Source organism: Streptomyces sp. NPDC000941 (assembly GCF_053599555.1).
The window spans coordinates 1-22,355 of record NZ_JBSFMM010000189.1; the positions used below are offsets into that span (position 1 = coordinate 1).

Below are 22,355 nucleotides of genomic sequence, written 5' to 3' on the forward strand. Positions count from 1 at the left end.
GGCGCCCATGGTGCCCGGCGCGCCTGCGGTGTCCGCGGTGCCCGGCGCGCTCGCGGTGCCCGGTGGGCCTGCCGTGCCGGGTGGGCCCTCAGCGCCCGGTGCGCCCGCCGTATCTGCCGTATCCCCGGCATCTGCCGCACTCGCCGCGCCGGGGGCCGCGCCGGACCCGGGCGCCGGCGGCGCACCGCACCGGCCGCCGGGTGCGTGGCCCGGGGTGCGGGGCGGCAATCTGCGGGCCCGGCTCACCAGCTTCGTCGGCCGTGAGACGGATCTCGGCGTGCTGCGCGCCGACCTGGCCGGGCAGCACCGGCTCATCACCCTCCTCGGGCCCGGCGGGGCCGGGAAGACACGGCTGTCGCAGGAGGCCGCCGAATCGGTGGTGGACGCCTGGCCGGACGGCGTCTGGCTGGCCGAGCTGGCGCCCGTGAACGACCCGGGGACCGTGCCCGAGACGGTGCTCACCGCGCTCGGGGCGCGTCAGACCGTCATCCGCAGCACCGCCGCGGAAGGGCTGCGGGCCGCGACCGACCCCACCACGTTCGACCCGCTCGCGCGGCTCGTGGAGCACTGCGCGCCGCGCCGCATGCTGATCGTGCTCGACAACTGCGAACACCTCGTCGACGCCGCGGCCCGGCTCGCCGAGACCCTGCTCACCCGCTGCCCCGGCGTCACCCTCCTGGCCACCAGCCGGGAACCGCTGGCCGTCCCGGGCGAGCTGGTGCGCCCCGTGGATCCGCTGCCGGACCCCGTCGCGCTGCGGCTGCTCCAGGACCGGGGCGCGGCGGCCCGGCCCGGCTTCCGGGTGGACGACGACCCGGCGGCCTGCGCCGAGATCTGCCACCGGCTCGACGGTCTGCCGCTGGCCATCGAGCTGGCCGCGGCGCGGCTGCGGTCGCTCACCCCGCGTCAGCTCGCCGACCGGCTCGACGACCGCTTCCGCCTGCTGACCAGCGGCAGCCGGACCGTGCTGCCCCGCCAGCAGACGCTGCGCGCGGTCGTCGACTGGTCCTGGGACCTGCTCGACGGGCGGGAGCGCACCGTGCTGCGCCGGCTGTCGGTCTTCGCGGGCGGCTGCGACCTGGCCGCCGCCGAGGCCGTATGCGGAGACGCGGGCGACGCCGGCGACGAAGTGGAGAGGGCCGGTGCGGTCGACCCCCTCGACGTCACCGCCCTGCTCGGCTCCCTCGTCGACAAGTCCCTGGTCGTCGCCGCCCCCGACGCGGCGGGCGGAATGCGCTACCGGCTGCTGGAGACCGTCGCCGAGTACGCCGCCGAGCGGCTCGAACAGGCCGAGGAGCGCCCGGCGGTGGAGCGGCGGCACCTGATCGCCTACCGCGAGCTGGCCCGCACCGCCGACCCCCTGCTGCGCGGCCGGGAGCAGCGCGTATGGCTCGACCGGCTGGCGACGGAGCACGACAATCTGCGGGCCGCGCTGCGCCGCGCCGTCGCCGCGCGCGACGAGCAGGAGGCGCTGTGCCTGGTGTTGTCGCTCGGCTGGTTCTGGCAGCTGCGCGGCCACCGCGGCGATGCGCGCCACTGGTCGGCCGCCGCCGCGGCGCTCGGCCCCAACCCCTTCGCGCCGCCCGTCGCCCCGGCGCCCCCGCTGCTTGCGGCCTCCACGGACCGGCCGCCGCCCATGCCGCCCGATCTGCTCGAGGAGGCGCGGCGCGGGGTGCGGCTGATCGGGCTGGCCAATATCGAGGGCGATATGCGGAAGTTGGGCAGCGAGGAGGCGCGGCGCGAGCTGGAGGGGATCATCTCCGCGTACCGTCCGGGGCTGCCGCAGAACTGCCGCGTACCGGGCTTCATGTGGTTCTACGCCGTGCTGCTCACGGGCGAATTCACGCTGCTGCGGGAGATCGTCGACGAGGGGGTGCGCAGCTGCCGGGAGCTCGGCTACGAATGGGAGACCGCCCTGATCCTGCAGCTGCGCGCCAAGATCCTGGGCGACCGGGTGGAGGACACCGACGAGGCGCGGCAGGCCGCCGACGAGAGCCTGGAGATCTTCACCCGGCTCGGGGATGTGTGGGGCGTGGCCGAGGCCCTGTCCGGCCGCGGCGAGCTGCTGGAGCAGCGCGGCGAGAGCGAGGCGGCCGCCGCCGACTACCGCGCGGCGATCGGCTGTGCCGAGCAGCTTGGCGCGCTGTCGCAGGTGTCGCTGCTGCGGGCCCGGCTGGCCGGGGTGATGGTCGAGAGCGGGGTGGCGGCGAAGGTCGCCGACGGCGAGCGGATCCTGCGCGAGGTGGTGGAGCAGGGGCAGCATATGGAGGCCGAGGCGCTGGCGTACGCTCGGCTGCATCTCGCCATGCGGTGCGGCAACAGCGGGGCCACCCAGGAGGCGCGGGACCACCTGGAGCATGTGCTGGCGGTGTTCGACCAGCGCGCGCTCGACCTCTTCCACGGGCTGGTGGAGGGGCTGTTCGGCTGGCTGGACCTGCTCGAAGGACGGCCCGGGGACGCTCTGTTGAGGCTGCGGGGAGCGCTGGCCAAGGGCAGCGACCCGCTGGCCCGGATGATCGCGCCGCAGATGCAGATCGCCAACGTTCTGATCGGCGCCCGGGCGCTGGCCGCGCTGGGCGAGGCCGCGCCTGCCGAGACCGCGGCGCGGCTGGTCGGCGCGTACGACGCGCTGCGGCCGACCGGCTATCTCGTCACGACCATGGAGGTCACCAACCGCGGGCGGACGGTGGCCGCGGCGCGGGACCGGCTGGGCGAGGCGGCGTACGAGCGGGCGTACGCCGAGGGCGGCGGCCTGTCCCTGGAGGAGGCCACCGCCCTCGTATGAGGCGGTTCGTACGAGGCCGCTCCTACGAGGCCACTCGTATGAGGCGGCGGGTGCTGCGGGTTGGTGCGCGCGGTTCAGGTCTTGTTGCGGAACTTCGCCACCGCCAGCGGCGCGGTGACCAGCGTGATGGCCAGCGCCCAGATCACGACCATGGTCACCGGATGCGCCACCGCCCCATGACCGCTGGTCAGCGCCCGAGCCCCGTCCGCGAGCTGGGACAGCGGGTTGTACTTGGTGAAGGACTGCAGCCACCCCGGCATGGTCCCGGTCGGGGCGAAGATGGACGAGCCGAACTGCAGCGGCATGATCACGAGGAACCCCAGTCCCTGTACGGCCTGAGGGGTCTTCAACGACAGGCCGAGCAGCATGAATATCCAGGTCAGCGAGGAGCCGAAGAACAGGGCCAGGGCGACCGCGGCCAGCAGCTCGGCCGGACCGGTCTTGAGGTCGAACCCCATGATGAAGCCCATGATCAGCAGGATGATCGTGGACACCAGCATCCGGCCGGTCTCCACGATCAGCTTGGCGATCAGCACCGAGGAGCGGGCGATGGGCATCGTGCGGAAGCGGTCCATGACGCCCTTGTTGAAGTCGTCATTGACGCCGGTGCCGACCGACATCGCGATGTTCAGCCCGCCCATCGCCATCATCCCGGGGATGAAGTAGTTCACATAGGCGCTCCGGTCGCCCTGCGCCACCGCGCCGCCGAAGACGTACACGAACAGCAGTGAGAAGACGATCGGCATCAGCAGGGCGTCGAACATCGACTCCGGGTCCTGCTTGATCTGCAGCGCGTTACGCCGCACCAGCGCGCCGATATGGCGCAGATTGGCGCGCAGCCCGATCCGGCCCTCTCCGGGCAGCGCCTTCACGGGCGCGGAACTCACCGTCGCGGCGCTCACGCGGCGACCTCCTCAAGTGCGTCGTGCGTATCAGAAATGGACGTCTTCTGACCGGTGATGGCCAGGAACACCTCGTCCAGGCTGGGCAGATGGGTGTCGATCCCGGAGATCGCGAAGCCGCGCTCGCCGAGCAGTCCGATCACGGCGGTCAGCTGCTCATCGCTGATGATCGGCACATTGACCAGGCCCTCCTCCACATCCGCGGTCGCGCCGCTGACGCCGTCGAGCCCCGCCTGGGCGATGGCGCCGACCATGCGGTGCAGCTCTTCCGGATCGGTCGGGCGGATCTGCAGGGTGCGGCCGCCGACCTTGGCCTTGAGCTCGTTGACCCGGCCCTCGGCGATGACCTTGCCCTGGTCGATGACCGTCAGGTCGTCCGCCAGCTGCTCGGCCTCCTCCATGTACTGCGTGGTCAGCAGGACCGTGGAGCCCTCGGAGACCATCCGCTTGACCTCGTCCCACACCTCGTTACGGGTGCGCGGGTCCAGACCGGTGGTCGGCTCGTCCAGATAGAGCACGGAGGGCCGGCCGATCATGGACGCGGCCAGGTCCAGCCGGCGGCGCATACCGCCGGAGTAGGTGCGAGCGGCCCGCTTGGCCGCGTCGGTGAGGGAGAACCGCTCCAGCATGGCGTCCGCCCGCGCGCGGGCGTCCTTACGGGACAGATCGAGCAGCCGCCCGATCATGTACAGGTTCTCCCAGCCGGAAAGCTTCTCGTCGACCGAGGCGTACTGCCCGGTCAGCCCGATCGTGCGGCGCAGCTGCCGGGGCTGGCGCACCACGTCGTACCCGGCCACCACCGCGGTGCCGGCGTCCGGCACCAGCAGGGTGGACAGACAGCGGACGAGGGTGGTCTTGCCCGCGCCGTTCGGCCCGAGCACGCCGAGGACGGTGCCCTCGGGCACGGTCAGGTCCACTCCGTCGACGGCCTTCGTGTCGCCGAAGTGTTTGACCAGCCCCCGCACTTCGACGGCGTTGCCGCCGCTGGTCGTGTGTTCGTATCGCGTCATACCGCCACGATGACAGCCGCTACCGACAACCCACCGACATACAGCAGACAGCCCGCCGACGGGGGAAGATCGGCGGGCTGTCGGCGTGCCGCGGTGGCTAGTGGAAGGAGTGCTCCGCGGCCGGGTAGGCGCCGCCGACGACTTCCTCCGCGAAGGCGCGCGCGGCGTCCCCGAGAGTCTGGCGCAGCTGCGCGTACTGCTTGACGAACCGCGGCACGCGGCCGCCGGTCAGACCCGCCATATCGGTCCACACCAGGACCTGTGCGTCGCAGTCGGGCCCGGCGCCGATGCCCACGGTCGGGATCTGCAGCGAGCGGGTGACCTCGGCGGCCACCTCGGCCGGGACCGTCTCCAGCACGACCGCGAAGGCGCCCGCGTCCTGTACGGCCTTGGCGTCCCGCAACAGCTGCTGCGCGGCTTCCTCACCGCGCCCCTGCACCGGATAGCCGCCGTAGGCGTTGACGGACTGCGGGGTGAGGCCGACATGGGCCATGACCGGGATGCCGGACTGGACCAGCAGCTCGATCTGGTGGGCGGAGCGCTCGCCGCCCTCCAGCTTCACCGCGCCCACCCCGGCCTCCTTGACCAGCCGGGTGGCGCTGCGCAGCGCCTGCACGGGGCCTTCCTGGAACGAGCCGAAGGGCAGATCGCCGATGATCAGGGCGCGCTTGGTGCCCCGTACGACGGCGGCGGACAGCATGGTGATCTCGTCGAGGGTGACCGGGACGGTGGACTCGTAGCCGAGGTGGCAGTTGCCCATCGAGTCGCCGACCAGCATGACCGGGATGCCGGCCTCGTCGAAGACGGAGGCGGTCATCGCGTCATAGGCGGTGAGCATGGGCCACTTCTCGCCGCGCTCCTTGGCGGCGGCGATATCGCGGACGGTGATACGCCGGGACCCTTTCCCTCCGTACAGCGCCTTTCCGGCCTCGGAGGGGCCGGTCCCGCTGCTGTCGGGCTGTTTCCCGGCAGGGCTGACGTGCGTCATTGCAACGCTCCTGTTCGTCATCTCGAGGCACCCTCACGGCGTCCCCGGACCACCCCCATGCTGGCACGCGGTGCCGCCGGGCGAAAGTGGGCCCTCTATAGGCCGACACAGTCGGCACAGGTCGGCTCGGCATGCGCGGGACCGTAAAGGCGGGTAAAGGCTCGCAAAGACTTTCTAATACGAGACGGTTCCGTATCGGAACGCGATCTAGCCTGGGCCATATGGCATCCCCCTCCGACACCCAGGGCGCCCCCGCCGTGAGCGACGTCCCCGAGGTGATCCACCGCAGACGGTGGGCGATCCTGGTCGTGCTGATGCTCAGCGTCCTGGTCGTCGTCCTCGACAACTCCATACTCAACGTGGCGATGAAGACCATCGCCTCGCCCAAGCCGACAGGGCTCGGCGCCGGCCAGAGCCAGCTGGAATGGGCGATCAACTCCTACACCCTCGTCTTCGCCGGGCTGCTGTTCACCGCCGGTCTTCTCGGCGACCGGCTGGGCCGTAAAAAGGTGCTGCTCAGCGGCATGGTGATCTTCGGCATCGGGTCGGTGCTCGCCGCGTACTCCAGCACGCCGGGCGAACTGATCGGCTTCCGGGCGCTGATGGGCCTGGGCGCGGCGCTGGTGATGCCCGCCACCCTCGCCATCCTGGTGAACGTCTTCGAACGTGACGAGCAGCCCAAGGCCATCGGCATCTGGACCGCGGCCGTCGGCCTCGGCATCGCGATCGGCCCGATCACCGGCGGAGTGCTGCTCGAGCACTTCTGGTGGGGCTCGGTCTTCTTCGTCAATGTGCCCGTCGTCATCATCGCGCTGATCGCGATGTCGCTGCTGGTCCCCGACTCCAAGGACCCGGCGCCCGGCCGGCTCGACCCCGGCGGTGTGCTGCTGTCGGTCGTGGGCCTGGTGCTGCTGGTGTACGGGATCATCAAGGGCGGCCAGCTCGCCGACTTCTCCGATGCGAAGGTGCTCGGCACGATCGCCGGCGGACTCGCGATCCTGGTGCTGTTCGTGGTGTACGAGAAGCGCAGCGACCACCCGGCCATCGACGTCTCGTACTTCCGCAAGCCCGCCTTCTCGGCCGCCATCGCCGCGATCGCGCTGGTCTTCTTCGCCCTGATGGGCGTCACGTTCTTCATGGTCTTCTACATGCAGAGCGTGCGTGGCTACAGCGCGCTGGAGTCCGGCCTGCTGATCCTGCCGCTCGCCGTCGCCCAGCTGATCTTCGCGCCGCGCACCCGGCTGGTCGTCGAGCGGTTCGGGGTCCGGGCGGTGTGCGCCGGCGGCATGCTGCTGGTGGCCGGGACCATGGCCGGGTTCACGCTGCTGGGGGTGGACACCCCCCTCGTGGTGATGGAGGTGCTCTTCTTCTTCCAGGGCGCGGGAATGGCCCACATCATGCCGCCCGTCACGCTGACGGTCATGCAGACGCTGCCGCGCCAGAAGGCCGGCTCCGGCTCGGCGCTCAACAACACCTTCCGCCAGGTCGGCGGCGCGCTCGGGGTCGCGGTGCTCGGCTCGGTGCTCTCCGCCACCTACCGCAACGGCATCAAGGACACCCTGGCGGCAGCCCCCGGGCTGTCCGACTCCGCGCGGCACGCGGCGGGGGAGTCCGTCGAGGCCACTCTCGGCCTCGCCGAGAAGCTGGGGCCCAAGGGCCAGGTGCTGGTCGGCCCGGCGCACGACGCCTTCGTCCACGCCATGCACATCACCGCGCTCGGCTCGGCGGCCGTCGCTCTCATCGGCGCGCTGGTCGTGGTGGCCTTCCTGCCCGGCAAGGCCGCCGCCGAAGGCGAGCCCGGCGGCGACCGGCCGCGGGAGAGCGCGGGGGCAGGAGCGGAGCGATGACCGCGCGCGACGGGGCGTTGGCGGCTCCGGACGGGGCGTTGGCCGCTCCGGACGGAGCGACGGCCGCCCGCGACGGGGCCACGGCCGCGCGCGACGGGGCCACGGCCGCGCGTGACTGCGCGGGGCCCCGGCTGCCGGGGCGGCCGCGCAGCGCCGCCGTCGACGCCGCGATCATCGAGGCCACGCTGCGGCTGATCGAGGAGGGCGCCACGATCGGCGAGCTGTCCATCGAGGGCATCGCGCGCGAGGCGGGGGTCGGCAAGGCCACCGTCTACCGCCGCTGGTCCGGCAAGGACGCGCTGCTGATCGATGTGGTGCGCTCCCTGGAGGAGCCGAGCGAGCCGGCCCTCGGGGTCTCGGTCCGCGACGACCTGGTCACCATCCTGGAGCGGATGCGGCGGCGCGGCCTGGCCAAGCGCAGCTCCGCACTGCTGCGCACCGTCCTCACCCAGATGCACGCCAACCGCAAGCTGTGGAGCGCCTATGAGGACCATGTGATAGCCGCCCGGCGCGAGGTGATGTACGAGGTGCTGCGCCGCGCGATGGCGAACGGCGAGATCCGCGACGACCTCGATGTCGAGCTGATCGCCGATCTGTTCACCGGTCCGATGCTGTCCCGCACGATTCTTCACGAACGGAAGGCGCTTCCGGAGGGGCTGGCCGAGACGATCGTCGATACGGTGCTCGAGGGGGTGCGGACCTAAGGGCCGACACCCGCCGCCGCACGGCTGGTGGCGCCCGCCGTCTTACGGCCGGTTTGTGCCCGTTGTGTCACAGTGGTCCCGCCCTCCCCCCAGAGCCGGAACCCGTACGCTCCCGGCGAACGTCCCCTCTCCTGGGGCACTCGCCCGGAGCGTCGGGGAAAGCACTGGTCATCGCCTAGGGTCTTAGCCCAGGGCGCGGCAGTTGAGGCAGCGAGGGACGGACGACGAATGGCGCAGGCGTACACGCAGGAGACGGAACAGCACGGGGCCCCTGAGCCGACTGGCTCCCGGGCCCGGCGCCTGCTCGACCGGCTCCGCCGTGACCGCGGCATCTGGCGGCGGGGGCTGGTCCTCGCCGCGATCGCGGTGCTGCTCACGCTGGTCATGGCCTTCCACGCCGAGATCCCCAACCGCGTGGGCAACCTCGGCAGCCTGCTGGAGACCTTTCTGCCCTGGCTGGGCCTGCTGATCCCGATCCTGCTGGTGCTCGCGCTGGTCCGCCGGTCGGCCAGCGCCGTGCTCTCGCTGGTGCTGCCGGTCTCCGTATGGCTGAACCTCTTCGGCGGGCTGATGTTCGCCGACAAGTCCGGCGGCGAAGGCGATCTGACCGTCGTCACCCACAACGTCAACGCGGACAACCCCGATCCGGCCAAAACCGCGAAGGACGTGGCCGCTTCGGGCGCGGACGTGGTGGCCCTGGAGGAGCTGAAGACCGCCGCGGTGCCCACGTACGAGCGGGCGCTGGGCGGCACTTACCCCTACCACACGGTCCAGGGCACGGTCGGGCTGTGGAGCAAGTACCCGCTCTCCGGCACCAAGCCGGTGGACATCAAGCTGGGCTGGACGCGGGCGATGCGCACCACGGTCGCCGCGCCGGACGGCCGGGTCGCCTTCTATGTCGCGCATCTGCCATCCGTCCGGGTGAAGTTCAACGCGGGCTTCACCGCAGGACAGCGCGACGACAGCGCCGACGCGCTGGGCGAGGCCATCTCCAACGAGCCGCTCGACAAGGTGATCCTGCTGGGCGACCTCAACGGCACCATGAACGACCGCTCGCTGGCCCCCGTCACCTCGCAGATGCGGTCCGCGCAGGGCGCGGCGGGCGACGGCTTCGGCTTCAGCTGGCCCGCGTCGTTCCCGATGGCGCGCATCGACCAGATCATGGTGCGCGGGGTGTCGCCGGTCTCGGCGTGGACCCTGCCGCGGACCGAGAGCGACCATCTGCCGGTGGCGGCGTCGGTCAAGCTCTGAGCGCGGCCGTGAAGCTCTGAGCGCGCTGGGGACCGCGCCGTACGCAAGATCTAACAACATGTTCACCTGGCGGATTCTCCTGGGGAACAAAACGCATGAGAGACTTTGTTCCGGCAGAGAACATACGCGTCACGTCCCTTTTCTCCTTCGTTTGAAAGGTCTCTCATGCCCCTGGCCCTGCTCGCACTCGCTGTGAGCGCCTTCGGCATAGGTACTACCGAGTTTGTGATGATGGGCCTGCTGCCCAACGTCGCGGACGATCTGGGCACCTCCGTGCCGACCGCCGGGTACCTCGTCTCCGCCTACGCCATCGGTGTCGTGGTGGGCGCCCCGCTCCTGACCGCCCTCGGCTCCCGTATCCCGCGCAAGCGGATGCTCATCCTTCTTATGGCGCTCTTCACGGTGGGCAACCTCGCCTCCGCCCTGGCCCCCTCCTTCGGGCTGCTGATGGCCGGACGAGTGCTCGCCGGGCTGCCGCACGGCGCGTTCTTCGGCGTCGGCGCGGTGGTCGCGGCGCGGCTGGTGGCGGAGGAGCGGCGGGCCCGCGCGGTCGCCACGATGTTCCTCGGCCTCACCGTCGCCAACGTCGTCGGCGTCCCCGTGGCCACGCTGCTCGGCCAGCACCTCGGCTGGCGCGCCACCTTCCTCGTGGTCGCCGCGATCGGCGTCGTCGCCATGGCCGCGCTGGCCCGGCTCATTCCCCAGATCTCCATGGACCATCAGGCCGGCCTCCGCCACGAACTGGGCGCGCTGCGCGACCGCCAGGTCGTACTCGGGCTGCTCACCGCGGTCTTCGGCTTCGCCGGCGTCTTCGCGGTCTACAGCTACCTCGCCTCGATGATGACCGAGGTCACCGGCCTGGCCGAGTCCTCCGTCACGGTGGTGCTGGCTCTCTTCGGTATCGGCATGACCCTGGGCGCGCTGCTCGCCGGCCCGCTCACCGACCGGGCCCTGCGGCCCACGCTCTACGGATCGCTGGCGGCGCTCGCGGCGGTGCTGGTGCTGTTCGACTTCACCGTGCATATCAAGTGGGCGGCCATGGTCACGGTCGTGGTGCTGGGCGCGGTCGGCTTCATGACCACGACCCCGCTGCAGATGCTGGTCATGAACAAGGCCCGGCACGCCCCGACCCTCGCCTCCGCCTCCAACCACTCCGCCTTCAACCTCGCCAACGCGGGCGGCGCCTGGCTCGGCGGCGTCGCGATCGCGGCCGGCTGGGGCTGGACCTCGCCGACCCTGGTCGGCGCGGCGCTCGCGGTCGTCGGCCTGGCCGTCGCGGTCACGGCGGGGGTGCTCGACCGCGGTACGAGTGGGACGTCGCGGGTGGTGGCGAGCAGCGAGTCGGTGCCGCGCCTCACCGAAGTGGGCTGACCGGTCGGCCGACGTCACGCCCGGTGTGCGTCCAGGAGCAGTTCGGCCATGGCGCGGGCCTGCCGGGCCGGCCAGTCCGCGCGGTGGGCCTGGACTGAGGCGTAGACGCCTTCCAGGGTGACGGTGAGCTGGTCGGCGAGCGCCGGGGGGTCGGCGATCGGGGATACGGCCGCCAGGGCGTCGGTGAGTTCACGGAAACGGTCGCGGACCCAACGCTTGACGGCAACGGCGTTGCGGTGGGCCGGCAGTTCGCCGTCGGGGAACTCGGCGAGCGTCATCAGGAAGGGGCAGCCTCGGCACTGCTGGGGCTGCACCTGGCTGATGAGCGCGTCGAACAGCGCCAGGATCCGCTCGCGCGGATGGCGGCCGTCGGCCCGGGTCGCCTCGGTGAACCACTGCTGGTAGCCGTGCCCGTTGTGCTCGACGTACGCGGCGACCAGGTCGTCCTTGGAGGCGAAGAGCCGGTAGAGCGTGGTGGGGGCGACGCCCGCCTCGCGGGCGACCCGGTCGATACCGACGGCGCGGACGCCGTGCCAGTAGAACAGGTCGTGGGCGACCGTCAGTACATGCTCGCGCGTTTCCGCCGCCGAGCGTCGCATCGAAGTTCCCCTTTGGTTCCTTGCCTCTTTGATGATCGCGGCTCTAGGCTATAGGCCGCGCCAATGTTAGGGAACGTTCCACTACATATATTTGGGTTCGACAGGAGTGGCACCATGCCTCACGCCTCCGCACGGCCATCCCGCACCCGAACGCGACGCCTGCTGTTATCCGGGCTGGCCCTGCTGTGTGCGCTCGTGATGGCCGCCACTGGCTGTTCCGGCGACGGTGACGGCAAGGACCCCGAGAAGCCCGCGGGCGGGACCCTGAACAGCGCCAAGCCGCTTCGGGTGGAGCGGATCTCCTCCGCCAATCCGGGCTCGGTGAACACCTACTGGTTCCCGGCGCCCGAAGGGCTGATCGTCGTGGACACCCAGCGCTCGCTCACCGATGCGCGCGGCGCGCTCAAAGCCCTCCAGGGCACCGCCAAGCCCGTCGCCGCCGTTCTCATCACCCATCCCCACCCCGACCACGTCGGCGGAGCGGGAGTCCTCCATGACGCGTATCCGCAGGCCGGGATCTATGCCTCCGAAGCGAGCAGGGACTTCATGCGCGACGACCCACTGGGCTTCTACAAGCTCACCCGAAAGCTCCCCGGCTCCGACTACGCCAAGAAGCTGACCCTGCCGGACCACCTGATCCGGCCCGGTGCCGCCCTCGACGCCGGCGGTGTCCGGCTGGAGACCGCCGAGTTCGGCCCCGGCGAATCGGTGACGACCACCGCCTACTACGAGCCCCGCTCCGGCGCGCTCTTCGCCGGCGACCTGGTCAACAGCAAGGCCACGCCCGCGCTGATCGAGGGCAACACCTGCGGCTGGCTCACCGATCTCGACCGGCTCGAGGACAAGTTCCCCGACGCCCGCACCCTCTATCCCGGCCACGGAGCACCTGGTGCGCCGGCCGAGTTGATCGGTCAGCAGCGCGACTACCTGCTGCACATCCGCCACCTGGTTCGGCCCACCGTCGCCGCCGAGTCGCCCGGCGGCGAGAAGGTGACCCGCGAGGAGAAGAACTCGGCCATCGCCGAACTGAAGAGCTCCTATCCGGGCTTCCAGCCTGTTGCCACCCTCCCCGATCTGCATGCGGTCAACGTCGACGCCGTGGCCAGGGAGCTGCGCGGGGAGGACGGCGACCGGCTGCCCGAAGCCTGCCGGGAACGTGCGAACTGAGTGGCTGTTCGGTGGTTGTTCCGTCCATTCGCCGACAGGGAGAAGTGAAATGATCTTGGTGACAGGTGCGACAGGGAATGTGGGATCGGAACTGGTCGGTGCGCTGGCCGAGGCCGGCGAGCAGGTGCGCGCGCTGACCCGGAATCCGTCGGCCGCCGGGCTGCTCCCGCCCGGGGTCGAGCCCGTGGCGGGTGACCTGAACCGGCCACAGAGCCTGGCCGACGCGCTGGCGGGGGTCAGTGGGATCTTCCTGCTGCCCGGGTATCAGGACATGCCGGAGTTGCTGGCGCAGGCCCGGCAGGCCGGAGTGAAGCGGGTGGTGCTGCTGTCCGGCGGCTCGGCCGCGCTCGCCGACCTCGACAACGCGGTGTCCCGCTATATGACCCTCTCCGAGCGTGCGGTGCGCGAGTCCGGGCTGTCCTGGACCTTCCTGCGGCCCCGGTCCTTCATGTCCAATGCCTTGCGCTGGCTACCGCAGCTCGCGGTCGGCGACGAGGTGCGCGTGCCGTTCCCCGGCGTACGGACCGCCGCCATCGACCCGTACGACATCGCGGCCGTCGCGGTGCCGGCGCTGCTGACCGACGACCACGACGGCCGTATCCACGAGCTGACCGGCCCGGAGTCCCTGCTGCCCGCCGACCAGGTCGCCGTGCTCGCCAAGGTGCTCGGACGCGACCTGCAGTCCCACGGCCTGACAGACGCGGAGGCGCGGGAGGACATGAGCCGGACCATGCCCGCCGAGTACGTCGACGCCTTCTTCGGCTTCTTCGTCGACGGAACCCTCGACGAGTCGTCCACGTACCCGACGGTCCGGGACGTCACCGGGCGTGAGCCGCGCACCTTCGAGCAGTGGGCCCGTGCGCACGTCGGTGAGTTTGCCGCTCCGGCTTGACTCTGACATCGATGTGAGACTTTAGCGTCGCGGCCATGAGTTCGATGTCTTCCCGCCCCTCACGGGGCCGGATCCAGCACATCGACCGTCCAGTGGAAGGAACATCGTCATGACCGCCACGTCACCCCTTGGACGCCTCGGCCGCATCGTGCGCGGCACCGGCCCCGGGCTGCTCCTCGCCCACGGCGGCACCGGCAGCATCGACGGGAACTACGGCCCGATCCTGGACGGGCTGGCCGAACGGTACAAGGTAGTCGGCCCCGACTACCCCGGCTCGGGCCGCACCCCACGCGCCGAGGGCCCGCTGGACCTCGACCGACTCGCCGACGACGTCGTCGCCACCGCCGTCGAGGAGGGCCTTGAGACCTTCGCGATCGCCGGCTACTCCCTCGGCGGCCCCGTCGCCCTGCGCGCCGCGACCCGACACCCCGAGCGGGTGACCGCCCTGGTGCTGACGGCCACCTTCGCCCACCCGAACGCCCGGATGCGCCTACTGGTCGGGGACTGGCTCCGCCACCTCAGGTCCGGTGACTCCGAGGCGACGGCCCGCTGGGCGCTGCTGACCGCCGCCGGAACGCCGTACGCGGACCGGATGACCCCGGACCAGCTCGCGGAGGCGGTGGCCGGGACCGGCGCGTCCGTGCCGCCCGGGGCGGTCGAGCAGGTCGAGCTCGTCGGGAGCGTGGACGTACGCGAGGACTTGGGCCGGGTCCGGGTGCCGACCCTGGTGATCTCCACCGTCCTTGACGGGATGGCGACGCCGTACCACCACCGGCAGGTCGCGGACGGCATCGCCGACGCGGAGTTCGCCGAAATCCAGTCCGGCCACCTGCCGTTCCTGGAGGCGCCGGGGGAGTGGCTGAGCCTGATCAGGAAGTTCCTGGACGCGAGGGTGACCCGCTAGGCGCGGTGGTCGGCTCCGCCGCGGCGGCTCCGCCGAGCGGGGCCGGAGGTCCAGGTTCCGGCCCTGGCCCTCGGCCCTTGTGCCGCGGTCGATGTGCCGCGGTCGATGTGCGGCCCGGCAGCGCCGGGCCCCGGGCCCGCACCGATGCGCGGCGCCGGCGCGTGGGCGGGCCCGGAAGGCGCCGGGGCTGGAGCGGAGCCCCGGCCCCGCGCGCGGCTGGACTGTGCGCCGGGGGCTTGACCGCGTCGCCCCGCCGCGCAGGCGAGCGGGCGGCGGCAACCCCGCAACCCCACGGCGGCAACCCCGCGGCGGCGGCGCCGGCGCCGGGGGCTGGGGCGGAGCCCCCAAGCCACGACGGGCGGGTGGGGTGCCCCCACCCACCTCAGCCGTGTTCGCGCCAGCGGTTCGTGATCGGGAGGCGGCGGTCCTTGCCGAAGCCCTTGGCGGAGATCTTGGTGCCCGGCGGGTACTGGCGGCGCTTGTACTCCGCGGTGTCGACCAGCCGCAGAATCCGCGTGACCAGCTCGTCGTCGAAGCCCGCCGCGACGATCTCCGCCCGGCCCTGGTCCCGGTCGACGTACAGCTCCAGGATCTGGTCGAGCACGTCGTAGTCGGGGAGGGAGTCGGTGTCGACCTGGCCCGGGCGGAGTTCGGCGCTCGGGGGCTTGGTGATGGAGTTCTCCGGGATGGGCGGGGTCTGGCCGCGCTCTTCCGCGGCCTGGTTGCGCCATTTCGCCAGGCGGAAGATGGACGTCTTGTAGACGTCCTTGATGGGGCCGTACGCGCCGACCGAATCCCCGTACAGGGTCGAATAGCCGCAGGCCAGCTCGGACTTGTTGCCCGGGGCCAGCACGATGTGGCCCTCCTGGTTGGAGATGGCCATCAGCATCGTGCCGCGCAGCCGCGACTGCAGGTTCTCCTCGGCCAGGCCGGTGAGGTGCAGCGACTCCATATAGGCGTCGAACATCGGGGCGATCGGGACCGTACGGAAGTTCAGCCCCGTGCGCCGGGCGAGCTCGGCGGCGTCGGCGATGGAGTGCTCGGAGGAGTAGCGGGACGGCATGGCGACGCCGTACACGTTCTGCGCGCCGACCGCGTCGCATGCGATGGCCGCGACGAGCGCGGAGTCGATGCCGCCGGACAGGCCGATCAGCACGCTGCGGAAACCGTTCTTCGCCACATACGCGCGCAAGCCCACGACGAGCGCGGTGTAGATCTCCTCGTCGTCGCCGAGGCGCTCGGCGGTGCCGCCGGCCAGCTCGGGCTCGTACGCCGGGAGGGGGTCAGCGGAGAGCGTGAGGTGTTCGATGCGCAGCCCGTCGTCCACGATGCCCTGTGGCACGGTGCCGGGGTCGGCGGCGGGCAGGTCGAGGTCGAGCAGCACACAGCCCTCGGCGAACTGCGGGGCGCGGGCGATCACTTCGCCGTCGCGGTCGACGACGATCGAGTCGCCGTCGAAGACCAGCTCGTCCTGGCCGCCGATCATGGCGAGGTACGCGGTGGTGCAGCCCGCCTCCTGGGCGCGCTTGCGGACCAGCTCCAGGCGGGTGTCGTCCTTGTCGCGCTCGTACGGCGAGGCGTTGATCGACAGCAGCAGCCCGGCCCCGGCGGAGCGGGCGGCGGGCACCCGGCCGCCGTCCTGCCACAGGTCTTCGCAGATGGCGAGGGCGACATCGACGCCGTGCACGCGGATCATGGGCAGCGTCTGGCCCGGGACGAAGTAGCGGAACTCGTCGAAGACGCCGTAGTTCGGCAGGTGGTGCTTGGCGAAGGTGAGGATCACCTCGCCGCGGTGCAGCACGGCCGCGGCGTTCTGCGGGGCCCCGGCGGGCTGGCCGAACCGCGGCTGGGCGCGCTCGCTGCGGTCGAGGTAGCCGACGACGACGGGCAGCTCGCCGAAGCCCTCGGCCTCCAGCCGGGCGGCGAGCGCGCGCAGCGCGGCGCGGGACGCCTCGACGAAGGAGGAGCGCAGGGCCAGGTCCTCGACGGGGTAGCCGGTCAGCGCCATCTCGGGGAACGCCACCAGGTGGGCGCCCTGCTCGGCGGAGTGCCGGGTCCAGTGGACTATCGACTCGGTGTTGCCGTCGAGGTCGCCGACGGTCGAGTCGATCTGGTTCAGAGCGAGACGAAGTTGAGGCACGGCGCCCAGTCTAATCGTCTCTTTGACGCGATGGCCCTGTCTCCTTTGTCACGTCGGCCCGGTCTCCGTCGGCTCGTATGACGACGACGGAGACCGGGCCGGCAGGGTCCCGCTACTTCCGGTAGCCGATGATCGTCATCAGCCCGGACTCCGAGTGGTAGACGTTGTGGCAGTGGACCATCCACAGCCCCGGGTTCTCCGCGTCGAAGTCGACGTTCACCTTGTGGTGCGGCAGCAGGATCGTCGTGTCCTTGCGCGGGCCGCCGTCCGGCAGCTGGAAGGTGTGGCCGTGCAGATGCATCGGGTGCCACATGTCGGTGCCGTTGATGAAGGACAGCCGGACCCGCTCGCCCGCGCGCACCGGATAGCGCTGCGACGGGTCGTACGGCTTGCCGTTGATCGCCCAGTCGAACTTCTTCATGGACCCGGTGATCCGCATGCGGATCGTCCGGTCGGGGTCGCGGGGCCGCAGCCGTACGTCCTCCGCGGCGCGCAGCTCGTCCGCGGTGATCAACCTGCCGTCCAGCTCCTTGGGGCGTACGGACGGCCGTGGCGCACTGGCGCCCTCGCTGGTGCGCAGCAGGGCCATCGCCGCATGCCCCTTGCCCTCGGCGAGCGCGATCAGCGGGAAGACCCCGTCCTGGGCGGTGACCACCACGTCGTAGCGCTCGGCCATGCCCAGCAGCAGCGCGTCGGTGGTGGTGTGCTCGACCGGGAAGCCGTCGGTGTGGGTGACCGTCATGGCGTGGCCGCCGAGCGCGACGCGGAAGGCGGTGTCGCCACCCGCGTTGATGATCCGGATGCGGACGCGGTCGCCGGGCTTGGCGCGGAAGGTCCGGGGGTCGTCCGGGGTGCGGCCGTTGACCAGGTAGTACGGATACGCCACATTGCCCGGGTCGCCGTCCAGCAGCCGGCTCCTGGCGCCCCTGAGGATCCGGGACGGGCCGGTGCGGGGCGGGCGGGGGCCGTCGCCGGAGCCCGTGTCATCCATTCCGTGCATGCCGGCCATGCCGCCGCCGAGCTCGTCCAGCACCTCGTCCGGGGTGCTGCCGTCCACCCCGTCGACCCAGTCGTCGAGCACGACGATCCACTCCTCGTCGTACTCCAGCGGCTCCCTGGGGTCGTCGACGATCAGCGGCGCGTACAGCCCCCGGTCCAGCTGGACGCCGGAGTGCGGATGGAACCAGTACGTGCCCGGGTCCGGCACCGTGAAGCGGTAGTCGAAGGAGGCCCCGGCCTTGATCGGCGGCTGGGTCACCCCGGGGACGCCGTCCATGTCGTTGCGCAGGGAGATGCCGTGCCAGTGCAGGGTGGTGGAGTGCGGCAGATGGTTGGCGACCCGGACCGCGAGGGTGTCGCCCGCGGTGACCCGGATCGGCCGGGCGGGCAGCTCGTCGTCGTACGCCCAGGTCCTGACCGTACGGGCGCCGAGGTCGAGCGAGGTGGTGGTGGCGGTCAGCCGGATCTCCCGTACCGGCCCCCGCTCCCGATGGGCGGCGGCGACCTCCTCGCCGTGAGGGGAGACATACCCCCCGTCTTGGGGTGGGGCGGGCTCCGCGGCGGCGTTACCGGAGCCGGCCCGCGAGCCGTGTGAGTCGTCGGACGCGGAGGACGGGGCGGAGCAGGAAGTGAGCGGTCCGCTGCCGCCCGCGACGGCGATTCCCGCACCGAGCACGGCGCGGCGAGTGAATGCGTGCATGAGTGGGCACCCCAATGGCCGATGTGTGTGAGCTGCGTGGTGGGGCGGCGCGTACGCCTCGCCCGCGCGGGGGTGCGGGGTGGGCGGACGCGCTCCTATATGCCCAGCAGCGGCGCGGCACAGGGCCCGGGCCCTGGAGTTCGCTGTCCGCGCATCGCCTTCCTCCGCTTCCCCCGGTCGCTCCGGTCGGCCACGGCCCCTACGATCGGTGTCGGCGTGTGCCGACGTTGGCCACACCTTACCCCCAAGGGGTATCGAAACCCTGGTGGCGGGCCCGTGTGCGAAGTGCTCGGGGCCGTCCGGGGCCGGATGAAAGTACGATGCACACATCGTGGCGGGGATGCCGGGGGAGTGGTCGGAAACCTCTCCGAAACCCCGCCGGGTGATACTGGGGTCCACAGGTGCCCCACACGTACCCCAAGTGCCGTCTGACCTGCAAGGATAGGGGACCATGGATAAGCAGCAGGAGTTCGTGCTCCGCACCCTCGAAGAGCGCGACATCCGGTTCGTGCGGCTGTGGTTCACCGACGTGCTCGGCTTCCTCAAGTCCGTCGCCGTCGCGCCCGCCGAGCTCGAAGGCGCCTTCGACGAAGGCATCGGCTTCGACGGCTCCGCGATCGAGGGCTTCGCCCGGGTCTACGAGTCCGACATGATCGCCAAGCCGGACCCCGGCACCTTCCAGATCCTGCCCTGGCGCGCCGAGGCCCCCGGCACCGCCCGGATGTTCTGCGACATCCTGATGCCGGACGGCTCCCCGTCGTTCGCCGACCCCCGCTTTGTGCTCAAGCGGATCCTGGCCAGGACCTCCGACCTCGGGTTCACCTTCTACACCCACCCCGAGATCGAGTTCTTCCTGCTCAGCAAGAAGCCCGTGGACGGCAGCCGCCCGGAGCCCGCCGACTCCTCCGGCTACTTCGACCACACCCCGCAGAACATCGGCATGGACTTCCGCCGCCAGGCCATCACCATGCTCGAGTCGATGGGCATCTCGGTCGAGTTCTCCCACCACGAGGGCGCCCCCGGCCAGCAGGAGATCGACCTGCGCTACGCCGACGCGCTGTCCACCGCCGACAACATCATGACGTTCCGGCTGGTGATGAAGCAGGTGGCGCTGGAGCAGGGCGTACAGGCCACGTTCATGCCCAAGCCGTTCTCCGAGTACCCCGGCTCCGGTATGCACACCCACCTCTCCCTCTTCGAGGGCGATCGGAACGCGTTCTACGAGTCCGGCGCCGAGTTCCAGCTCTCCAAGGTCGGCCGCTCCTTCATCGCGGGCCTGCTGCGCCACGCCGGGGAGATCTCCGCCGTCACCAACCAGTGGGTCAACTCCTACAAGCGCATCTGGGGCGGCTCACAGCGCACCGCGGGCGCCGGCGGCGAGGCCCCCTCGTACATCTGCTGGGGCCACAACAACCGCTCCGCGCTGGTCCGCGTGCCCCTCTACAAGCCCGGCAAGACCGGCTCCACCCGCGTCGAGGTCCGCTCCCTCGACACCGGCGCCAACCCCTACCTCGCCTACGCCGTGCTGCTCGCCGCGGGCCTCAAGGGCATCGAGGAGGGCTACGAGCTCCCGGCCGGCGCCGACGACGACGTATGGGCGCTGTCCGACGCGGAGCGGCGCTCCCTGGGCATCGAACCGCTGCCGCAGAACCTGGGCGAGGCCATCTACCTGATGGAGCGCAGCGAGCTGATCGCCGAAACGCTCGGGGAGCACGTCTTCGACTTCTTCCTGCGCAACAAGAAGCAGGAGTGGGAGGAGTACCGCTCCGAGGTCACCCCCTTCGAGCTGCGCAAGAACCTGCCTGTGCTGTAGGCGCGGGCTGTGCCCGTGGGCCTAGGCTCGTCATCGGGCCCGCCCTGGTCACCGGTGGCGCGGGGCCATGGGCGGCGGCACTCGAGAGGCACGGGAGGCGGCGGCATGTCCGTACCGCAGGGACGCAGAAGCAGTAACTTCACCCGGCTGCTGCGGCACGGCTTCACCGACGCCTCCGCCGCCCAGCGGCTGCTGGACTCGCCCGAGCTGTCCGGCGTACGGAGCGATTCGGTGCTGCTGGAGGCGCTGGGCGCGTCCGCGGACCCCGACCTGGCGCTGCGCGGGCTCGTACGGCTCGTCGAGGCGCTGCCGGACGGCGCGGCGGGATCTGGGGGAGCCGCCGCGGCCGCTTCGGACAGTGGCTCGCGGCAGGCGCTGCTGGACACGCTCGTCACCGCCAAGCCGCTGCGCGACCGGCTGCTCGGGGTGCTCGGCGCGTCCGAGGCGCTGGGCGACCATCTGGCCCGGCACCCGGGGGACTGGCAGGCCCTGGTGATGTACGAGTCGGCGGATCTGCATCCGACCACCCCCGAGTTCGAGCGGGCGCTGGCCGAGGGCATCTGGGGCCCGGACGGGGCGGGGCGGCCCCGGCCCGACGCGCTGCGCATCGCCTACCGGCGGGCGCTGCTGGCCATCGCCGCCCGCGATGTGTGCGGCACCACCGACGTGGCCCAGGCGGCCGCCGAGCTGGCCGATCTGGCGACCGCCACGCTGCGCGCCGCGCTGGAGATCGCCGCCGAGGAGCAGCCCGAGGACGCCGCGGCGTGCCGGCTCGCGGTGATCGGCATGGGTAAATGCGGTGGCCAGGAGCTCAACTACGTCTCCGATGTGGACGTCATCTTCGTAGCCGAGGCCAACGAGGGAGCCGACGGGGCCGAGGAGGGCAAGGCGGTGCAGGCCGCGACCCGGCTCGCCTCCCGGCTGATGCGGATCTGCTCCGAGGCCACCGTCGAGGGCAGCATCTGGCCGGTCGACGCGAACCTCCGCCCCGAGGGCCGCAACGGGCCGCTGGTGCGCACCCTGTCCAGCCATCTGGCGTACTACCAGCGGTGGGCCAAGACCTGGGAGTTCCAGGCGCTGCTCAAGGCCCGGCCGGTCGCGGGCGACGCGGAGCTCGGCCAGGCGTACGTGGACGCCCTCGCGCCCATGGTGTGGCAGGCCGTCGAGCGCGAGAACTTCGTCCCCGACGTACAGCAGATGCGCCGCCGGGTCGTAGAGAACATCCCCGTCGCCGAGATAGAGCGCGAGCTCAAGCTCGGCCCCGGTGGCCTGCGCGACGTCGAATTCGCCGTCCAGCTGCTGCAGTTGGTGCACGGCCGGTCCGATGAGACGCTGCGCAGCGGCACCACGCTCGACGCGCTGGCGGCGCTGGCCGCGGGCGGCTATGTGGGGCGTTCCGACGCGGCCGCGCTGGACGCCGCGTACCGCTTTCTGCGCTCCATGGAGCACCGCATCCAGCTGTACCGGCTGCGCCGCACCCATCTGGTGCCCGAGGACGAGGCCGATCTGCGGCGCCTGGGCCGCTCGCTGGGCTTCCGTACGGAGCCGGTCGCCGAGCTGGGCACGGCGTGGCGGCGCCACGCGCGCGAGGTCCGGCGGCTGCACGAGAAGCTGTTCTACCGGCCGCTGCTGGACGCGGTCGCCCAACTGGAGCCCGGCGAGACCCGGCTCAGCTCCGCGGCCGCGGGCCAGCGCCTGGAAGCGCTCGGCTACGCCGATCCGGCCGCCGCGCTACGACATTTGGAGGCGTTGGCGTCCGGTGTGACACGTAAAGCGGCGATTCAGCGTACGCTACTGCCCGTGCTGTTGGGCTGGTTCGCCGACTCCGCCGATCCGGACGCCGGGCTGTTGGGCTTCCGGAAGGTCTCCGACGCCCTGGGCAAGACGCCCTGGTATCTGCGGCTGCTGCGCGACGAGGGCGCCGCCGCGGAGAATCTGGCGCGGGTGCTGTCCGCCGGGCGGCTCGCCCCCGATCTGCTGCTGCGCGCCCCCGAGGCGGTCGCCCTGCTCGGCGACCCGGAGGGGCTGCGGCCGCGCGGCCGGCCCCACCTGGAGCAGGAGACGCTGGCGGCGGTCGGCCGCGCCGAGGGCGCGGAGGCAGCGGTCGCGGCGGCGCGCGGGGTGCGGCGGCGGGAGCTGTTCCGTACCGCGGCCGCCGACATCATCGAGAGCGCGCGCCAGGCGAACGGTGCCGTACAGCCGTCCGTGAGCCTGCCGCCGCCCGGCGGTGCGGGAGCGGTGGGCGCCGACCCCCCACCAGCGTCAGTGAACTGGTGCGGCAGG

16 protein-coding genes are annotated in these 22,355 nt (G+C 71.7%); 10 read left to right on the forward strand and 6 right to left on the reverse strand.

Features of this window, described 5'->3' with window-relative positions:
* Window positions 1-7: 7 nt before the first annotated feature.
* Window positions 8-2,785 carry an ATP-binding protein gene (locus ACWDSL_RS40385; protein WP_450493041.1) on the forward strand — a complete coding sequence of 926 codons (2,778 nt, stop codon included), beginning with the start codon at window positions 8-10 and terminating at the stop codon, window positions 2,783-2,785.
* Window positions 2,786-2,859: 74 nt separating this feature from the next.
* On the opposite strand, the gene ACWDSL_RS40390 is transcribed toward ACWDSL_RS40385, so the two are convergent.
* The 3 genes from ACWDSL_RS40390 to panB all read right to left on the reverse strand — a co-directional run bounded on the left by ACWDSL_RS40390 (window position 2,860) and on the right by panB (window position 5,685).
* A complete protein-coding gene (locus tag ACWDSL_RS40390) occupies window positions 2,860-3,687 on the reverse strand; it encodes an ABC transporter permease (protein ID WP_450493019.1) in 828 nt (275 codons plus the stop codon).
* On the reverse strand, window positions 3,684-4,697 hold the full coding sequence (locus ACWDSL_RS40395; protein WP_450493020.1) for an ATP-binding cassette domain-containing protein: 1,014 nt from the start codon (window positions 4,695-4,697) through the stop codon (window positions 3,684-3,686). Before ACWDSL_RS40395 ends, ACWDSL_RS40390 begins: the two co-directional genes overlap by 4 nt.
* A 97-nt stretch (window positions 4,698-4,794) precedes the next feature.
* The gene (gene panB, locus ACWDSL_RS40400; RefSeq protein WP_450493021.1) at window positions 4,795-5,685 is read right to left on the reverse strand and encodes a 3-methyl-2-oxobutanoate hydroxymethyltransferase; all 891 of its coding nucleotides are present in this window, start codon (window positions 5,683-5,685) and stop codon (window positions 4,795-4,797) included.
* A 221-nt stretch (window positions 5,686-5,906) separates the two neighbouring features.
* Between panB and ACWDSL_RS40405 the strand changes: the two genes are divergently transcribed.
* The 4 genes from ACWDSL_RS40405 (at window position 5,907) to ACWDSL_RS40420 (ending at window position 10,858) form a co-directional block, all read left to right on the forward strand.
* Window positions 5,907-7,532 carry an MFS transporter gene (locus ACWDSL_RS40405; protein WP_450493022.1) on the forward strand — a complete coding sequence of 542 codons (1,626 nt, stop codon included), beginning with the start codon at window positions 5,907-5,909 and terminating at the stop codon, window positions 7,530-7,532.
* Window positions 7,529-8,236, forward strand: coding sequence for a TetR/AcrR family transcriptional regulator (locus ACWDSL_RS40410; protein WP_450493023.1), 708 nt, complete (start codon window positions 7,529-7,531; stop codon window positions 8,234-8,236). Before ACWDSL_RS40405 ends, ACWDSL_RS40410 begins: the two co-directional genes overlap by 4 nt.
* A gap of 228 nt (window positions 8,237-8,464) precedes the next feature.
* The gene (locus ACWDSL_RS40415; RefSeq protein WP_450493024.1) at window positions 8,465-9,487 is read left to right on the forward strand and encodes an endonuclease/exonuclease/phosphatase family protein; all 1,023 of its coding nucleotides are present in this window, start codon (window positions 8,465-8,467) and stop codon (window positions 9,485-9,487) included.
* A 165-nt stretch (window positions 9,488-9,652) separates the two neighbouring features.
* A complete protein-coding gene (locus ACWDSL_RS40420) occupies window positions 9,653-10,858 on the forward strand; it encodes an MFS transporter (protein WP_450493025.1) in 1,206 nt (401 codons plus the stop codon).
* Between the two features lie 14 nt (window positions 10,859-10,872).
* Here ACWDSL_RS40420 and ACWDSL_RS40425 read toward each other — a convergent pair whose 3' ends face one another.
* A complete protein-coding gene (locus tag ACWDSL_RS40425) occupies window positions 10,873-11,457 on the reverse strand; it encodes a TetR/AcrR family transcriptional regulator (protein ID WP_450493027.1) in 585 nt (194 codons plus the stop codon).
* A gap of 114 nt (window positions 11,458-11,571) precedes the next feature.
* Between ACWDSL_RS40425 and ACWDSL_RS40430 the strand changes: the two genes are divergently transcribed.
* The 3 genes from ACWDSL_RS40430 to ACWDSL_RS40440 all read left to right on the forward strand — a co-directional run bounded on the left by ACWDSL_RS40430 (window position 11,572) and on the right by ACWDSL_RS40440 (window position 14,420).
* Window positions 11,572-12,624, forward strand: a complete 1,053-nt coding sequence (locus tag ACWDSL_RS40430) for an MBL fold metallo-hydrolase (protein ID WP_450493029.1) — start codon at window positions 11,572-11,574, stop codon at window positions 12,622-12,624.
* 49 nt (window positions 12,625-12,673) lie between these two features.
* Window positions 12,674-13,516 carry an NAD(P)H-binding protein gene (locus ACWDSL_RS40435; protein ID WP_450493031.1) on the forward strand — a complete coding sequence of 281 codons (843 nt, stop codon included), beginning with the start codon at window positions 12,674-12,676 and terminating at the stop codon, window positions 13,514-13,516.
* Between the two features lie 109 nt (window positions 13,517-13,625).
* Window positions 13,626-14,420, forward strand: a complete 795-nt coding sequence (locus tag ACWDSL_RS40440; RefSeq protein ID WP_450493033.1) for an alpha/beta fold hydrolase — start codon at window positions 13,626-13,628, stop codon at window positions 14,418-14,420.
* Between the two features lie 382 nt (window positions 14,421-14,802).
* Here the strand turns inward: ACWDSL_RS40440 and ACWDSL_RS40445 are convergent, their stop codons facing one another.
* Window positions 14,803-16,560: an NAD+ synthase gene (locus ACWDSL_RS40445; RefSeq protein ID WP_450493034.1), complete on the reverse strand. Its 1,758-nt coding sequence runs from the start codon at window positions 16,558-16,560 to the stop codon at window positions 14,803-14,805.
* 112 nt (window positions 16,561-16,672) lie between these two features.
* On the reverse strand, window positions 16,673-18,259 hold the full coding sequence (locus ACWDSL_RS40450; RefSeq protein WP_450493036.1) for a multicopper oxidase family protein: 1,587 nt from the start codon (window positions 18,257-18,259) through the stop codon (window positions 16,673-16,675).
* A 451-nt stretch (window positions 18,260-18,710) separates the two neighbouring features.
* On the opposite strand from ACWDSL_RS40450, the gene glnA reads away from it, so the two are divergent.
* Window positions 18,711-20,072, forward strand: a complete 1,362-nt coding sequence (gene glnA, locus ACWDSL_RS40455) for a type I glutamate--ammonia ligase (protein WP_450493038.1) — start codon at window positions 18,711-18,713, stop codon at window positions 20,070-20,072.
* Between the two features lie 105 nt (window positions 20,073-20,177).
* Window positions 20,178-22,355 (forward strand): bifunctional [glutamine synthetase] adenylyltransferase/[glutamine synthetase]-adenylyl-L-tyrosine phosphorylase (locus tag ACWDSL_RS40460; RefSeq protein ID WP_450493039.1); only part of this gene is annotated, 2,178 nt, incomplete at its 3' end.

Excerpts from the sequence above, each read along its gene's own strand:
- ACWDSL_RS40385 (WP_450493041.1), top strand. The coding sequence starts at position 8 with ATGGTGCCCGGCGCGCCTGCGGTGTCCGCGGTGCCCGGCGCGCTCGCG.
- ACWDSL_RS40395 (WP_450493020.1), bottom strand. The coding sequence starts at position 4,697 with ATGACGCGATACGAACACACGACCAGCGGCGGCAACGCCGTCGAAGTG.
- panB (WP_450493021.1), bottom strand. The coding sequence starts at position 5,685 with ATGACGCACGTCAGCCCTGCCGGGAAACAGCCCGACAGCAGCGGGACC.
- ACWDSL_RS40405 (WP_450493022.1), top strand. The coding sequence starts at position 5,907 with ATGGCATCCCCCTCCGACACCCAGGGCGCCCCCGCCGTGAGCGACGTC.
- ACWDSL_RS40410 (WP_450493023.1), top strand. The coding sequence starts at position 7,529 with ATGACCGCGCGCGACGGGGCGTTGGCGGCTCCGGACGGGGCGTTGGCC.
- ACWDSL_RS40415 (WP_450493024.1), top strand. The coding sequence starts at position 8,465 with ATGGCGCAGGCGTACACGCAGGAGACGGAACAGCACGGGGCCCCTGAG.
- ACWDSL_RS40420 (WP_450493025.1), top strand. The coding sequence starts at position 9,653 with ATGCCCCTGGCCCTGCTCGCACTCGCTGTGAGCGCCTTCGGCATAGGT.
- ACWDSL_RS40425 (WP_450493027.1), bottom strand. The coding sequence starts at position 11,457 with ATGCGACGCTCGGCGGCGGAAACGCGCGAGCATGTACTGACGGTCGCC.
- ACWDSL_RS40430 (WP_450493029.1), top strand. The coding sequence starts at position 11,572 with ATGCCTCACGCCTCCGCACGGCCATCCCGCACCCGAACGCGACGCCTG.
- ACWDSL_RS40435 (WP_450493031.1), top strand. The coding sequence starts at position 12,674 with ATGATCTTGGTGACAGGTGCGACAGGGAATGTGGGATCGGAACTGGTC.
- ACWDSL_RS40440 (WP_450493033.1), top strand. The coding sequence starts at position 13,626 with ATGACCGCCACGTCACCCCTTGGACGCCTCGGCCGCATCGTGCGCGGC.
- ACWDSL_RS40450 (WP_450493036.1), bottom strand. The coding sequence starts at position 18,259 with ATGCACGCATTCACTCGCCGCGCCGTGCTCGGTGCGGGAATCGCCGTC.
- glnA (WP_450493038.1), top strand. The coding sequence starts at position 18,711 with ATGGATAAGCAGCAGGAGTTCGTGCTCCGCACCCTCGAAGAGCGCGAC.